The organism is Lysinibacillus alkalisoli, assembly GCF_014643595.1.
In the GTDB taxonomy this organism is placed as follows: domain Bacteria; phylum Bacillota; class Bacilli; order Bacillales_A; family Planococcaceae; genus Metalysinibacillus; species Metalysinibacillus alkalisoli.
Map to the genome: position 1 here is coordinate 452,855 of NZ_BMJT01000001.1, position 16,722 is coordinate 469,576.

Annotated in this window: 11 protein-coding genes; 9 read left to right on the forward strand and 2 right to left on the reverse strand. The window is 38.8% G+C overall.

The window, feature by feature from the left end; all coding sequences use genetic code 11:
• The first annotated feature begins 140 nt into the window (after positions 1-140).
• From IEW44_RS01945 to IEW44_RS01955, 3 genes are all read left to right on the forward strand, one after another.
• On the forward strand, positions 141-4,769 hold the full coding sequence (locus IEW44_RS01945; RefSeq protein WP_188613330.1) for a hypothetical protein: 4,629 nt from the start codon (positions 141-143) through the stop codon (positions 4,767-4,769).
• 189 nt (positions 4,770-4,958) lie between these two features.
• Positions 4,959-6,635, forward strand: coding sequence for an S-layer homology domain-containing protein (locus IEW44_RS01950; protein WP_188613331.1), 1,677 nt, complete (start codon positions 4,959-4,961; stop codon positions 6,633-6,635).
• Positions 6,636-6,641: 6 nt separating this feature from the next.
• Positions 6,642-8,540 carry a FecR domain-containing protein gene (locus IEW44_RS01955; RefSeq protein WP_188613332.1) on the forward strand — a complete coding sequence of 633 codons (1,899 nt, stop codon included), beginning with the start codon at positions 6,642-6,644 and terminating at the stop codon, positions 8,538-8,540.
• Between the two features lie 135 nt (positions 8,541-8,675).
• Here IEW44_RS01955 and IEW44_RS01960 read toward each other — a convergent pair whose 3' ends face one another.
• A complete protein-coding gene (locus tag IEW44_RS01960) occupies positions 8,676-9,974 on the reverse strand; it encodes an MFS transporter (RefSeq protein ID WP_188613333.1) in 1,299 nt (432 codons plus the stop codon).
• 182 nt (positions 9,975-10,156) lie between these two features.
• Between IEW44_RS01960 and IEW44_RS01965 the strand changes: the two genes are divergently transcribed.
• Genes IEW44_RS01965 through IEW44_RS01980 form a run of 4 tightly spaced genes read left to right on the forward strand, consistent with a single transcriptional unit; the run spans position 10,157 to position 14,376 of the window.
• Positions 10,157-11,470: a GntP family permease gene (locus IEW44_RS01965; protein ID WP_188613334.1), complete on the forward strand. Its 1,314-nt coding sequence runs from the start codon at positions 10,157-10,159 to the stop codon at positions 11,468-11,470.
• 11 nt (positions 11,471-11,481) lie between these two features.
• Positions 11,482-12,429 (forward strand): 3-hydroxyacyl-CoA dehydrogenase family protein, encoded by a 948-nt coding sequence (locus IEW44_RS01970; RefSeq protein ID WP_188613335.1) that lies wholly within the window; start codon positions 11,482-11,484, stop codon positions 12,427-12,429.
• Between the two features lie 2 nt (positions 12,430-12,431).
• A complete protein-coding gene (locus IEW44_RS01975; RefSeq protein ID WP_188613336.1) occupies positions 12,432-13,187 on the forward strand; it encodes a 3-hydroxybutyrate dehydrogenase in 756 nt (251 codons plus the stop codon).
• Between the two features lies 1 nt (position 13,188).
• Positions 13,189-14,376, forward strand: a complete 1,188-nt coding sequence (locus IEW44_RS01980; RefSeq protein WP_188613337.1) for a thiolase family protein — start codon at positions 13,189-13,191, stop codon at positions 14,374-14,376.
• Here the strand turns inward: IEW44_RS01980 and IEW44_RS01985 are convergent.
• Positions 14,347-14,940, reverse strand: a complete 594-nt coding sequence (locus tag IEW44_RS01985) for a TetR/AcrR family transcriptional regulator (RefSeq protein ID WP_188613338.1) — start codon at positions 14,938-14,940, stop codon at positions 14,347-14,349. The genes IEW44_RS01980 and IEW44_RS01985 overlap by 30 nt on opposite strands.
• Positions 14,941-15,026: 86 nt before the next feature.
• Here IEW44_RS01985 and IEW44_RS01990 point away from each other — a divergent pair, with 86 nt between their 5' ends.
• Together IEW44_RS01990 and IEW44_RS01995 are read left to right on the forward strand one after the other, a co-directional pair.
• Entirely contained in the window at positions 15,027-15,710 is a 684-nt protein-coding gene (locus IEW44_RS01990) for a CoA transferase subunit A (protein WP_188613339.1), read from the forward strand.
• Positions 15,697-16,350, forward strand: coding sequence for a 3-oxoacid CoA-transferase subunit B (locus IEW44_RS01995; RefSeq protein WP_188613340.1), 654 nt, complete (start codon positions 15,697-15,699; stop codon positions 16,348-16,350). Before IEW44_RS01990 ends, IEW44_RS01995 begins: the two co-directional genes overlap by 14 nt.
• Positions 16,351-16,722: the final 372 nt, after the last annotated feature.

The window sequence follows — 16,722 nt, forward strand, 5'->3', positions numbered from 1 at the left end:
TCGGCTCAAAATAGAGAAAACAAAGCGTTATTCACAAATTTGCAAGTGATATAGGGCTAAAGACAGTGAAAATATGGGTAGATATTACGATATAATAAAGGAACATACTAACAGTTAAACGAAGAGAAAGGAAGAAAACAATGACAAAAGTACATAAAATAACCGCTACTTTAGCAACAGCGGCATTGTTAACATCGACGGTTGCGCCTTATGCAAGCGCCGCAACGTATGAGATGAGAGAAGTCTATGCCCAAATTGATGGCGTCACGTACACATTCCCAAGCGCCGATTTAGGTAACTTATTAGCCGCAGGTAAAGACGTTACACATATTAAAACAAATACCAACCATGTCGTGACAATGAAAGATTACGGGTATGAGTTAGCTAAACATGGCAAATGGAGCGTAGACCGTATACTCGGCAAGCTAATTAAAAACGACAAGTATTTATCAAATGACGAGATTAACCGACTACAAGTACGCTACGGGGCTAAGGTGAATGTAAATAAAGTAGACGGCAGTATTCATGTTACTGTACCTACTACACCAACGCCTTCACAACCTACGATTTATTTAACCAATATAACGGCATTACAAGATGTGAATAATGCAGTGTCTGTACGTATTACAGCAAATGATATGAACGTAGCATCTCGAATTGATGGGAAATGGATTGAGTTGCGTAATGGTAATGAGCGTGTGCGCTTGATGTATAGTGGTGGTGGCATTTATCAAGATGAGGCTATATTCCGCACAATTGATGGCAAACCTTTAAAAAATAATACAACGTATAGTGTACATGTGATAGATCACTGGGCACAAAGTTGGGTAAGTTCGTTAACTGTACAAAATGAGTCACCATATTTTGCAAAAATGGCAACAGATGATACAGCTATTCAACCAACAGCGGATAATGAGACAGAGAAGTTACTAACGTATTACGGTGTAGACCAATATAATAATCGCATTGATTTATTACCAAGCACTAAAGTAGAGAGCGTTATGATTAATGGTAAGACAACAACTAATTTTGCCTATAGTAACGGACAGCTAACACTGCATGATAAAGTAGTGCCTAAAGATAAAATTGAAGTCACTTTCACATATAAAGTGAAAAATAAAACAGAGCGTCAAACCTTTGTTACAGACGTTGAAGAATTTGCACCAGCAAAGGCAACGCAACTCTCCTTAACGATTGCACAACAACAAGCTTACCGTGAGAATGATGAGGTCGAAATGAACGTAGCCGTACTTGACCAATATGGTAAGCCAATGACAGGGCAAATTGTAGAGTGGCAAGTAGGCAGTCAACTAAAAACAGGTACACAACAAGAAACATTTGTCTTAAAAGACAATGGCAAAGTAACGATTACGGTTAAAGTTGGCGACTTAACAATAACAGAGACGATTGATGTGTTAGCAGCACCAGTAGTAGACCAAGTAATGATTGAATATGATGACAAAATAAAATATTTTAACGGTGACCCTATTGCGCTTACCGCAAAAGTGTTAGATCAACATGGCATTGAGATGAAAGGGCTAACCGTAGATTGGCAGGTAGGCAGTTTAGAACGAAAAGGCGCTACGCAAAAAGAAACTTTCACATTAGCGGATGAAGGTAAAGTGGCGATTACGATTACGATTAATGGCAAGACTGCAACAAAAGAGCTGCAAGTAGAGCCAACACCTAGCTTATCTAAAGTTCAAACGTCATTAGTTACTTTTGCTGAGGGTGATGTGGGGTATCATTATGAGCCAATCGAATTTAGAAATACGAAAGATGTTATATTAAAGCCAAAAGAAATTGATCGTACTAAACTAAAAGCAACAGCACCAACAACGCCAGCCTCTACAGCAGATGTATGCATTGTTTATGTGAAAAAATCAGGTACAAGTTACGAAGAAGTTTCGCAAAATGAAGCTACGCATATTGCCTTGAGATTTGACCAAACGAAGTATCAACAAGGTGAGCATATTGGTGGTGAGATTATCGCAGCACCTGGTACAAGCGACAATAAAGCAGAGGTTAAAGGTACGTATAAACTACAAGTGTCTGAGCCACGCCGTTTGGCAACCATGACGATTGAACCACAATCGGGTGTCATTGGCATTAATGATACGATGACATTAAAGGTCAATACATTAGACCAATATGGGCGACCATTTGAGGCAGCATTAAGTGCTAAAGCGATACCGACAAGTGTGTTAGAGATTGTTTCAAAAGATGGCAAAGTAGTAACCCCTATTTATAAAAATAATAAAATATCCCATTATGAAGTAATTGCCACAGGTTTAAAAAAGGGTAAGGGGCGTGTTGAAGTCTCATCAGGTGATATTAGCGCTGTAGCTAATTTAGAAGTAGCACTCGCTGAAATTACAGAAGTAAAGCCAACAAGTGCACATACACTTGATGTTGTGTTTAATCGTACTGTTAGTAAATTGACGCCTGAAATGGTGCAGGTAGAAGGCGCAAAGGCAACATTACAAGTAAAGCGTGTTGAACTAGCAGCAGACGGACGTAGTGCAAAAATCACATTGCGTGACCGCATGGAGCCAAGTGAAAGATACCAATTAGGCATTACACTAGGTGAGGATACGATTAACAAAGATTTCACTTACAAAGTGGGCAATGTAAAAGCCATTGACATTAAAAATCAAACCGTGATTCAAGGACGTAAATTAGACTATCGTGTGCTAGATGAAGCGGGCGTTGATATTACAGAAGATGTAGAGTTATCTGTATCAAGTGAGTATGCGGATGCTTTTGTTACAGGTAAAGGTTTTATTCGATTAGCGGCAACAGCAACAGGTAAGATGCCTATTACGTTAACCGCAGGTAATGGTGTTAAAAAGACGGTTACCATTACAGCAGAGTCGAGTATTGCGGCACCACGAAAGCTTGGAGAATACTGGACAGTCTCGACTACAGAAGGCATCCTAACAAAGAATGAATATGAGTCACCAACTTTTGCGCAAGATGAGTTGATTACTGAAAAAGAGCTGGATAAATATTTAAACTTGTCAGTACGCGACCAATTTGAACAAGATGTAGATATGACGGATTTAAAAGTAGTGTATGAATCAAATGCACCGAGTGTATTATTAGTTGACCAAATTACAGGCAAACTTACACCAAAGGCAACGGGTACAGCAACGATTACGGCTAAACTAGTAGATCAAAATGATAATCCTGTATTAAATCATGAAGGCAGAGAGATTACAGAGCGTATTCGTTTACGTGTGCAATCTGAAGCGGTATTAAATGAAATTGTATTAAGTATGGAGCAAATGGCATTAGTGCAAGGTGTCGAAGGTTTTGATAAGGATAAAGTTACAGTATTAGGTAAGAACCAATTTGGCGAACCTTTTGCACTCGACAACAGCAAGATTAAAGTCAAAGTAGATGATGATAACATCGCCACAGCCACTGTACAAAATAGTGAGGTAAACATCACAGCCGTTAGCGAAGGCGAGACAACGGTAACAGTTGAGTATGAAGGACACCAACAAACCGTTAAAGTAGGCGTTAAAAAGCCACAAGCAGATGCTGCCCATTATGCCTTCTTTAATGTAAAAGACTTATATTATGTAGAGGAAGAAGGTAAGCCGACAAGCTTTACACCTGTAATTTACGGTGTTGATAAAAACGGGTTACCAACGAAAAAAGCAACAGCTCCTATACAGTTGAATGGTAAACCATTTACAGGTGAAGTTAAAAGCGAAGACTTACGTAAATTAGACGAAACGCACTTTACACTCAGTGCCACAGTAGATGGCGAGGTTGTAACAGCTGAGTTTGATATCATGGATAATCGTAAAAAGCCAAGTGTTACGATTATTGATAATCAATTATTAGCTAAACCTGGCGATGCCTTAGATCAAGTATTGTTGCGCCAGCTTATGTTAGTAGATGGTCATAGTAAGCCTATTACAGCTATTGAACAAGTAAAGTTTGATTCTACAAATAGCGGTGTTATTGCCTCTAATAGTAACCAAGCAATTAAAGGGAAGCATGGAGATTACGCAACGCTATATATTGCTTCCTTTGTCGTAAAAGATAGCAAAGGCGAAACATTTGAAATTGATATGGATGATGAGCCGTTCGTAGTAAAGGTTGATACAAAGGCGCCTGAGATTACAGATGTTACAAGCGTAGTACAGGCAACGGAGCAAGCTGCATTTCATTATAATGCGAATGGTTTAACATTTGAGGCAGTGGCCAAAGGTGTAGAGGGAAATGGCAAGGAAGTTGAACTAAGGTATGCTGATAAAGGTCAAGACTATGTGCCAACAAAGGTTGAAGTGAAAGGTCAACGTGTAGTGGTAACAGTGGGTTATAGCACAGTAAATCAAGATATCGTGTATGCTACTGAGCGTGAAGTCGGTATAGCTGTTAATACAGACGAAGAGGCGAGTAAAATTATTCGTGCTAGTTCCTCCACGCCTGAAACACCTGTAAATTTAAATGGCGTATCAGGGCACCGTACTTTAGCAGGTGGTAAGAGTGAAGTACAGCAACTGACGATTACCTATTCTAAAGCGTTAGATATGGTAGGGTTAGGTGACTTTAGTATAGATGGTACAAAGGCAACAAAAGTAACACCAGCAGGGGATAATAATATTATTATTTTAACGTTTGAACCATCTAAAGAAGTGGGGATGACAGCTACATTGGCAACCTCTAAAGTGAAAGATACTATTGGTAATGAACAAGCAGCTACTAGTACAACATTACACATGCAAAACGGCAAATTACTGTTGAAGCCTTAAGCGATAAACATGGATGAAGCGATTTTTAACATCGCTTCATCTTTTTACTGTTAACTATATAATCTAACTTATGTAATTTCATCGAATAAACGAGCCAATTTCGCTTATCAATAAAAACAAGTTAACAAATGTTAATAGTGCAATGAAATTTTTACTGCTATGATAAAAGTAATGTAAAGGAGGAGAGATATGAGGAAGAGATATTATGCGATGTGGGCAACGACAGCCGTAGTGATAGCATTAGCACCAGCAACGACAGAAGCGGCTACATTTACAGATTTAACTCATAATACACATGCTGAGGCCATTCAGCAATTAGTACAACAAGGCATTATTTCGGGGTATGCGGATGGTACTTTTAGACCTGAACAAACATTGACACGTTCAGATGCTGTTAAGATGATTGGCAAATGGTTAGTAGCTATAGGTTACGATTTACCACAAGATGCGAATACGAAAGCTCGTTTTACAGATGTTGCCGTAAATGATCAAAATGATTTAGTACAATATGCTGCATTGTTATATGATTATGGTATTTTTCTAGGCGCTGATGGTGAGCTGAAGCCTCATGAGAAGATGACACGTGAAAATATGGCTTTAATTTTAACACGTGCCTATGATGAGATTTACGGCGTCCATACCATTCGCCAACTTGAAAAACAAGAGGTGACGTCTGGAATTACAGATTTGCTACTTGCGAAGGAGGAGGCACATTTATCTTTACAATTGTTGTCGTATTTGGAGATTACAAATCAATCCCAATTTAAACCTAAGCAAGCTATTACGAGAGGGCAGTTTGCCTCTTTTGTGTCAAGGAGTCAAATTATTGATATGACTAAACTAACGACAACAGAGGTGGTAGCAGGTAGTATATTTGGTGATAGTGACGGGGCATTACGTACGGCTCAATTTAGAACACCGACAGCCATTACTACATTAGCGGACGGTTCACTCGCTATTAGTGACAAAAATAATCAGAAAATAAAGATAATTAAAGAGGGCAATGTGAGTACGTATGCAGGCACTACTATTGATTGGGATGATTATGGCATGCCAAAGGGCGGTTTAATCAATGGCAAAGTCGAACAATCTTTATTACAAGAGCCGACAGCAGTGACAACAGGGCCAAATAATGAAATCTGGATTGCTGATACAGGCAATCATGCTATACGCAAAATCGTGAATGGCGAATTACAAACGGTTGCAGGAAATGGCATACAAGGTACTGCAGATGGTGCGGGAGAGCAGGCTCGTTTTTATTCACCACAAAGTATTGTGGTGAATAAGAAGGGTGAGGCTTATGTGGCAGATACGATGAATCATGTGATTCGTAAAATTGCGACAGATGGTACTGTAACAACGATTAATGCGCCAGCTAGTCGAATGACAGAATGGAATTTAGATATCTTATTAGTAGGTAGTTTTAGAGACGGAAAAATAACAGAAGCACAATTTAATGCGCCTATGGGCTTGGCATTAGACGAACATGATAATTTGTATGTCAGTGATACAGGCAATCATCTGATTCGTTACATGGACTTTACAAACCATACTGTAAAAACGGTAGCAGGAGACCCAGCAAGCATTACAGGTCAATTTATTTTTGAAAAAGGTGGCAATATAGACGGTAAGGCAATAAAAGCCCGTTTTAACTCACCAAGAGGGCTCTATTATGACGAGGCATATGGTTTATTAATTACGGATACTAGTAATGGTCAAGTGCGTCTATTACGCAATGGTCAAGTGCATACCATTGCTACAAAAATGAAGCAACCTACAAGCATTACTAAAGATAAAGATGCTTGGTATATCACAGATGCGGGCGACCATCAAATTAAACAATTTTATTATAGTGAAAAGGAGTAATGCATAATGCCTATTAAAAGATGGATTCAATTGGCAAGTTTAGTATTGTTACTCATCATTCCAACATACGCAGCTCAAGCAAAACAGCCTGTAGCTCCCCCTACGTATGAGGAAGTAGTAGGGACGGTATGGATTTGGAAAGAGAATGGTATAAAGGTACAAGCATATAATGGTTTACCCATTGAAAAAGGTGATGAAGTAAAAACAGATCAAACATCTTCTATTACATTATCTTGGCATACTACAGCTGATAAAATTACAGTAACCCAGCAAGCTTGGTTGAAAGTAGAGGCACTGAATAAGCAAAAAGGCGCTACGCTTACTTTGTATAGTGGTGAGACATTTACGAGTATTAATCCAGAGGCAAAACGTAAATTTATTATAAACACGCCTACTAATCAATATGTTAGCAAAGGAACGAACTTTTTGATTACCGTTTCACCACTAACTGGCGCTAATTCTCTAAGCGTTTTATCTGGTATTGTAGAAATGAATTCCCTTATGACAGTTGGCGGCACACGTAATACGATTTCGCCTGCTCAAACCATTTATGTGGTACCTGGTAGCAAACCCATACAGACACCAGTGCAAGAATTATATACTGATTTGTCGCCAACAATCTTTAGAGCGATAGAAGAACAAACTTCTCGCATTGTGTCAGAAAATGAGAGGTTAATAGAGCAAGATGTGATTACTGCATCACGTGAAGAGCATATGCGCTGGGCACTGTTACAAGCTATGACAAATTACGAACAAACATATGACTGGAAATCTAATCTTGTGAGTGCTGAAACAAGAAAGCTTTTAGGCAATCCTAAACAAGTACAATATACAGAGCAAGAGTTACAGGCACTTAAAAATCAACAAGCTATGCAAGCATTATTGGCACAACGATTAAAAGACCAACAAACACAAGCAGCTAATAATAGAGAGTTACGTGAATTAGAGGCAGAACGATTAAAACAATTCGTACAGCAACGTGCGTTAGAGCAAAAAGCGTTAGAAGAGCAACAAACACAACTAAAAAATCAATATCTCAATCAGCTTTCAGAAAGTGACAGAGCAAGATTACAAGCACAACAACAACAGCGTGAAAAATTACTGCAAGAACAATGGCAAAAATTAAAAGAATATGATAAGCCATTACCAGATATTCCTGTTATTGACCCGACACCACCCACACCATCAGAGCCGTCTGAAGACGAGCAAATATTAAATGCAGAGCTTTACGAGCTGCAAGTACAAGTGAATCAATCATTGCAAGAAGCATTGCATTACACAGAAGAGACAAAGTTAGCTGTTGAGCAAATCTTGGCAATGCCACAGCAAAATTTACAACAAAAGCAATCGAAAAAAGAAGCTTTATTCCACGCTTTAAATATGATGTATTTAGATGAGAGTAAAGCACGAGTACCAAGTGATTTAACGAAGTATACAACAGCAACACGACAACGCGTGGAAGAGGCATTACAATTACCTGAGCAAACGAGCGAAGAAAAAGCACAAAAAGGGTACGCATTAACACAAGCAATAGATCAATTAGTCACTGTAGATCAAGGTTTACAACATATTCTACAACAAGTACCGAGTGATTTAACCATTTATACACTATCAACACGACAACTCTTAGAAGAGGCACTAGAATTGCCTGAACAAACAAATGCAGAGAAAGCTAGTAAAATTATAAAGATACAAGAAGCATTACAGCAATTAGTGAAAATAGTGGATGATGATATCCAAGTGGCATTAGATGATGCAAAATCACAAATCCCAACAGATTTGAGTATGTATACAGAAACGGCACAGCAAGGAATAGATACAGCTTTAGCGATGCCAGAAGAAACAAACGATGAAAAACAAGCAAAAACAGCAGCTATTTTAGCAGCTATTGCTAACTTAGCATAAGGTGAAGAAACTAGCACAACAAGAAAGATCCGTATGCTAGACTGTTCGATTTTTTACGTTTATTCCACATTAAAAAGCTTCAGCATTGGTTGTGCTGAAGCTTTTTGTTTTTAGCTAGCCAGTTGTCCTAGTATTTTATATTTCTTTTGATAATATGGTTTGGTCATCTGTAGCTATGACTTCGACTTTGCGTTTTGTTGTTAACAAAATACCAAGCCCAATTGCCAAAATAATAGCAAGTGAGTACATACCAGAGCTTAACGTGAATACCCCTAAAATCATTGGGCCTACAAAACCACCAAGTGCGGCAAAAGAGTTAACGAGTGCAATGCCAACAGGTGCAGTTGACTCTGTGAAAAAGAAGGTTAAGTAAGCAAAGAAACAACCCGTAAACCCATATAAACCTGCAGAGGCAATGGATAGCATTGCTACCATACCCCATAAAGAAGTCACTATCCCACAACCGATAAAACCGATAATCGCAATACTTAAACAACCAATTAAATGTGCTTTATGATTGCCAGTGCGGTCTGAATTCCAACCTGTAAAGATAATAGATGGAATGCCAATAAGTGCAGGCAACATCGCAATCCAACCAATCTCTAAGTTGGTGGAATTTTCCGATAATGATTTGATGATACTAGGAATCCAAAATGATAAACCATACACACCTGTGTAACCTGCAAAGTAAAAGGCAGAAAGTTTCCACACCGTAGCATCTTTTAACATGGCTAACTTTGATACTTTATTTACTTTGCGACTCGCCTCGCGCTCTTGTTCAAGCTCGTTTTCTAACCAGTCACGTTCTTCAGCGGTTAACCATTTGGCGTCACGTGGACGATTTGTTAAGAAGAAGATAGTAATGATACCTAATAAAATAGCAGGTATACCTTCTAGAATAAACATCCAACGCCATCCAGCCATTGATGCCCATGTAATATTATCAATAATCCATGTAGAGAGCGGCGCACCAATTAACCCACCTAATGGTAAAGCGAGTAATAGCACAGCAGTTGCCTTGCCCCGTTGTTGCTCTTTAAACCAATACGTTAAATATAAAATAACCCCAGGGAAGAACCCTGCCTCTGATACCCCAAGTAAGAAACGTAAAATGTAAAGATGTGTAGCCGATTGAGCAAACCCTGTTAAGACAACGACAATGCCCCAAGTAATCATAATACGAGCAATCCAAATTTTAGCGCCAACCTTTTCCATTAACATATTACTTGGCACTTCAAAAAAGAAGTAACCAATAAAGAAAATCCCTGACAATAAGCCAAAGACTTCGGCAGTTAAGGCAAGCTCAGCATTCATTTGCAAAGCGGCAAAACCTAAATTTACACGATCTAAATAAGCAATAACATATAACAATAAAATAAAAGGTAAAATACGAACCATCGTTTTCCTTGTAGCCGATTGAGCAATTGGTGACATATGAATATCCTCCCTTTGTTAGACTGCGGTCTATTTTTCAACACTATAAATCTTCTTGCTTGTATTGTCAAAGTATTTTTCTGTTAATTGCAAATATTCTCTACAATACTATTTACAATTCGTTAGTAATGTATTAATGTTGTTTAAAACAGACTGCGGTCTAATTTTAGGGGGTGGCGATTTTGTGGAGTTTAATTACGATTTTAATTTCTTTAATACTGCTTGTTGTGCTAGCGATGCGTGGCTTTACGATTATTGTTATTGCACCAGCAGTTAGTTTGGTTGTTATGTTACTCAACCAAATGCCAATACTAGAGACATTTCAAGATGTGTATATGTCTGGCTTTATTAATTATGTGAAAAATTATTTCCTTATCTTTTTATTTGCCGCAATGTTTGGCAAGTTTATGGATGACAGCGGTGCAGCACGCACCATTGCACAATACTTATTGCGCGTTTTAGGAAAGAAAAGTAAATTACGTGTATTAATTAGTATAATGGTTGTATGTGCTTTCTTAACGTATGGGGGTGTGAGTTTATTTGTAGTAGTGTTTGCCATTTTACCAATCGCAAAGCCTATTTTTAAAGAGATGGATATTCCGTGGCATTTATTTATTGCCGCATTCTTTACAGGTATTGCTACATTCACGATGACGATGTTGCCTGGTACACCTGCCATTCAAAATATTATTCCCATTACGTATTTAGGCACAACAGTAACGGCTGGTGCTTGGATTGGTTTAACAGCTACTGTGGCTGTTATTGCTTTTAATATTTGGTACATGAAGTATGCGCTAAAGAAATCTGAGCAACGTAATGAAACGTATGCATCCATGAAAAATTTAGAGCAATCGGATGACCCCAGTTTAACAGCAGATAAATATGCGAATAAAAAATTGCCTAATTTATTCGTGAGTTTAACCCCACCCTTACTATTGTTGCTCTTGCTCAATGTGTTTAAGGTGGAAGTATTATATACATTAATGATTACAGTAGTTATCACATCGCTTGTATTTTGGCGCTATATTGATGCTAAAAAGAAAACACTGAATATTGGCGCAACTAATGCGGTGTTACCTATTATTAATACATCAGCAGATGTTGGTTATGGTGCTGTCATTGCCGCAACAGCAGGATTTACTGTATTTCAAGATATGATTGCCGATATTCCGGGTAATCCATTAGTATCACTCTATGTGGCAACGACCTTATTAGCAGGGATTACAGGTTCTAGCTCAGGTGGTTTAGGGATTGCCATGGAGACATTAACAGATACGTATTTAAAGTTAGGTGTTAATCCAGAAGCCTTTCACCGCGTGGCATCTATTGCATCAGGTGGTTTAGATGCACTACCACATAATGGCGCAGTTATTACAACATTAGTCGTGACAGGTCTTACTCATAAAGATGCGTATAAGCATGTTTTTGTTACAGCCGTATTGGCACCTATTATTGCAGCGATTCCTGCATTACTTGTCGCGATTACATTTTATTAGGAGGGAAAAGGATGAAAAATTTAGGTGTACTTGGTTCAGGGACGATGGGGTTTGGCATTGCGTTTTATTTTGCCATCCACGATTATCAAACGTTGGTATATGACGTTAATGATGAAGCACTAAATAAAGCAAAAGAGAAATATGATGTGTATTATGATTTATTTTTACAACAAGGCTACCCTTTGCTTGTAACTAAAGAACAAGGACGAGCTAATCTCACATGGACAACAGATGTAACCGCGTTTACAGAGAGTGACTTGATCATTGAGAGTGTTGTGGAAGTGTTACCCATTAAACAACAACTGTTTCAGGCGCTTGATGGTATTGTAAAAGAAGAGGCGATTTTGGCATCTAACACATCTAGTTTTACATTATCAAGCATTATGCAAGATGTAGAGCGCATGAAAAACCGTGTCTTATTAACACATTTTTTCAACCCTGCACAAATTGTGCCGCTCGTTGAATTATTAAGTGGTGAACATACTGCGCCAGAGGTTATGACAAAGGTGCATGCATTCTTTGAAAAAATTAATAAAACACCTGTCACTATTAAAAAGGAGCTGCCTGGTTTAGTCGCTAACCGCATTCAAACGGCATTAGCAAGAGAGGCATTGGCATTAGTAGAAGATGGTGTTATTTCTATGGATGACTTAGAGAAAGTATTATTTGATGGTCCAGGATTCCGTTATGCGACGAGCGGTTTATTGAAAATAATGGATTTTGGTGGTTTAGATGTATGGGATAAGGTGTTAACGAATTTACAAGGTGAGATTGAGTCATCTGTACGACCATTTCCTATGATAAAAGAACGCGTAGCAAAGGAAAAATACGGTATTAAAACAGGGGAAGGGTTCTTTACCTATCCTGGTGGCAGTTTTGATGAATTGGTATTAGTACGAGATGGTGAATTGTTACAACATTTATTACACACTCATCATGTGCAAAAGGAGGAGAAGTAATCATGCAAAATATTGTAATTGTTACAGGGGCTACAGGTGGTATAGGACAAGCGATTGTAAGTCAATTTATGGCGCAAGGTGATTATGTCTATGCCATGGATTTACATGAGGAGGCTGTACAGCAACTTGCCTCAAGTTATCAACATCACCATATTAAAGGTTTAGCTGTTGATGTGACAAGTGAAGAAGCCATACAAACCGCCATCGCACAAATTATACAGGAGCAACAAAGGATTGATGTTGTCGTAAATAATGCAGGTTTGCAATATCGTGCTAAAGTGGAGGACTTTCCGTTAGCACAATGGCAACAACTGATTGATGTTATGTTGACAGGCCCTTTCCTTATGACTAAACATGTCTTCCCTCATATGAAAAGAGCAAAGTATGGGCGTGTGATTAATATTTCTTCTGTACATGGGTTAATGGCAACACCTGAAAAAGCTGCTTATGTGGCTGCAAAGCATGGTGTGATTGGCTTGACAGATGTTACAGGGATTGAGGGAGCACCGTATGGTATTACAGTTAATGCGGTATGCCCAGGTGTAGTACGCACACCATTAATTGAAAAACAATTACAAGATGTTACGGAGAGTGAAGGCATTAGTGAACAAGAAGCCCTCAATCGCATTGTTTATCCAAAACGTGCTATGGCGCGTTTTATTACAGCAGAAGAAATTGCTAATATGGTCGTTTATTTAGCCTCACCACAGGCAAGTGCCATTACGATGGAACATATTAAAGTAGCGGGAGGAATGTAACATGGTATATATCATGAGTGGAAGTCGAACAGCATTCGGTAGTTATGGGGGACGTTTTAAAGACCATTCTGACTTAGAATTAGGTGTGACAGCAGTAAAAGGAGCATTAACACGCGCTAATATTGAAGGTAAAGAAGTAGATGAAATTATTTTTGGTAATGTCATTCAAACGACGACGCGTTCGCCATATTTAGCAAGACATATTGGCTTATTAAGTGGTATGACAAACGAGTCACAAGCTTTAACGGTTAATCGCTTATGTGGGTCAGGGCTTGAAGCAATTGTACAAGGATATAAAAATATTTTATTAGGTGAGAGTGCTATTGTTTTGGCTGGAGGTACAGAGAATATGTCGCAAGCCCCTCAACATATTAAAGGAGCAAGATTTGGCTCGCCTAATAAAGCACCCATTGTTGAAGATATGTTATGGGCAACATTAACAGATGCTTATATTGGTTGTGGTATGGGGATTACAGCAGAAAACTTAGCGGACCAATACAATATTAGCCGAGAGGAACAAGATACATTTGCCATTCACTCTCATCAAAAAGCTACACAAGCGCAACAAAGTGGTCGCTTTGCACAAGAAATTGTGCCATTTATGTATACAGACCGTAAAGGCAAGGAACATCAAATTGACCAAGATGAACATATCCGTACCGCATTAGACCCGAACAAAATTGCCTCACTACGCCCTACCTTTAAGCAAGATGGCACAGTAACAGCAGCTAATGCAAGTGGGATAAATGATGGTGCGGCAGCCGTTGTCTTGATGAGTGAGGCAGCAGCTAAAACGCATCATAAGCAACCGTTAGCTAAAATTATTGCCACAGCTGTTGTAGGTGTAGACCCAACAATTATGGGCATTGGCCCCGCACCAGCAACGAGAGCAGTCATTCAAAAAGCGGGGTTACATTTAGATGATATCGACTTATTTGAGTTTAACGAAGCTTTTGCGGCACAATCATTAGCTGTTATTAAAGATTTGGGTGTGGATGCCAATAAAGTAAATGTGAATGGTGGTGCTATTGCGCTTGGGCATCCTCTAGGTGCAAGTGGTGCACGTGTTACGTACTCACTTGCAGAGGAGTTGAAGTTGAGAAATAAACGGTATGGTGTGGCATCTTTATGCATTGGTGGGGGTCAAGGTATTGCGATTTTACTCGAAAACGAGACCTTTAATCAATAAGTCGACAGAAGGCTCCGCAGCTTTGGCAAGTGGCGTTGGGTCTTGAATGGTACACCAGTAATAAATAATACCCATTGCAACTTGTTTTACGCTTTGTGTAACTGTTGCAACGTGTAAGCGTTCGTAATTGAACTCGCTTTTTACTTCTGTTACGAGCTGTTCAAAAATTTGAAAAAGTTTACGGTTAGGGTTTCTAAAATATTTATGTGTTGTTGTTTCTAACGAAGTAGAGTAGACAATCGTTAAGAAATCCTGACCAAAATTATGCTCTAAATAATCAAACATGTGTAGCAAAAAATAACGCAAACGTTGTTTAGCATCATAATGTGCAGGTGCGTGAAGAAGCATCTCTTTATAATACACATCTGCCGCTACAAAATGTTCATTAATAATATCTGATTTTGACTTGAAATGATGGTAAAACGAGCCTTTAGAAGTTTGGCATTGTTTAATAATTTCATCCACAGTCACATTATTATAGCCCTTTTTGCGAAAGAGCTGTATGGCTGTGTCTGTGAGAAGCCTTTTCTTAGCTTCTCCTTTAGGCGAAATGGGAGAACTCACAATAATCTACTCCTTTCAACATGTATCTTCTATAAAGTATACAAGGCTAGTGAACAACCGTCTATGACAATAAAGGAGTGTAACATATGAAAAACAAAATGGTTACTCATACAGATGAGTTATTACATGTTTTCCAGGATAATCAAACGATATTAGCAGGTGGCTTTGGTTTATCAGGCTCTGCCCTCACGTTAATTGATATTGTAGCCAAATCCCATGCACAAAACTTGCATATCGTTAGTAATAATTTAGGAGACCGTGGCATTGGCTTACACAAATTATTTATGCAAGGTCAAATTACAAAAGCAACAGGGTCATTTTTTACGATTAATAAGGAGGCTGTTATGGCTTGGTCTGAAGGGAATCTAGCGATTGATTTATTACCTCAAGGCACATTAGCAGAAGCGGTGCGCTGTGGTGGTGCAGGTATTGGAGGCTTTTATACAAAAACGGGTGTAGGCACAGCGTTAGCAGAAGGTAAAGAGGAAAGAACAATAGACGGTGAGCGTTATATTTTTGAAAAAGCCATTAAAGGTGATATCGCACTCATTCGTGCTAAAAAAGCAGATCGATTAGGTAATCTCGTTTATCACACAACCGCACGTAATTTCAATCCGATGATGGCAACAGCAGCGACGACTGTTATCGTTGAAGTGGATGAAATTGTGGAAAAGTTAGACCCTGAAGCTATTGTGACACCGCATATTTATGTGGATTATATTGTACAAACAACTTATAAGAAGGAGGGGGATTTTTATGTCGAAGCTTAATGCGAGAGAACGTATTGCAAAGCGAATTGCTGCTGAGTTAGAAGACGGGCAAGCTGTTAACTTAGGTGTAGGTATACCAACACTCGTTGCTTCATTTATCGCTGAGAAGGAAGTCTATTTACAATCGGAAAATGGCTTAATTGGCATGGGGCCTCCACCCGAGGAGGCGGCTATTGATGCCGATTTAATTTCCGCAGGTAAAGAACCAGTTACACTAGCAAAGCACGCTGCTTTTTTTAATAGCGCGGATTCATTTGCGATGATTCGTGGTGGGCATATCGATGTTGCTGTGTTAGGTATTTTACAAGTGAATCCTCAAGGAGAGGTAGCAAACTGGGCAGTGCCAGGTCAACCGATACTAGGTGTAGGTGGTGCGATGGATTTAGTAGTAGGCGCTAAAAAGGTAATTGCTGCTGCTACTTTATTTGCGAAAGACGGCTCCGCAAAATTAGTACCACAATTAACGTACCCGACGAGCGGTATACGCTTAATTGATATGTTGGTAACAGAGCATGCCGTGTTTGAGTTTACAACAGATGGTGTTGTGGTGACTGAAATAGTAAGTGATATGGATTTTGCTACTTTGCAATCTCATATTAATGTACCATTGAAACAATTAAAACCTATGAGTTGCGAATAACTAACGAGCTGGATATAAAAAGTGGTAAAGGCGATGTGTATCAATCCCTTTACCACTTTTTATTTTACAAATTATGGTGATATCAAGTGTTTTGCAATTGTATTAAGATCAAAAGTGCAATCCTTTTGGTTAGGAGTGGCGTAACTTTGTAAATGCTTTACTTGCTTTTAATGCTGTGCGCAGATCTTCTTCAAAGATTGGCATGAAGGAACGTGAAATCGATGCGGAAATAGGATTGTCATCAAAGTGTGTTACAATATTGCCTACGATAGGATAACAATAGGTGGTGTCACAGAAGTAATCTGTTGCATCAAATGTATGTGCACCTTTAGGTAATAACGTCGCATCATGTAACGGTGTTGTTTTTGCAAT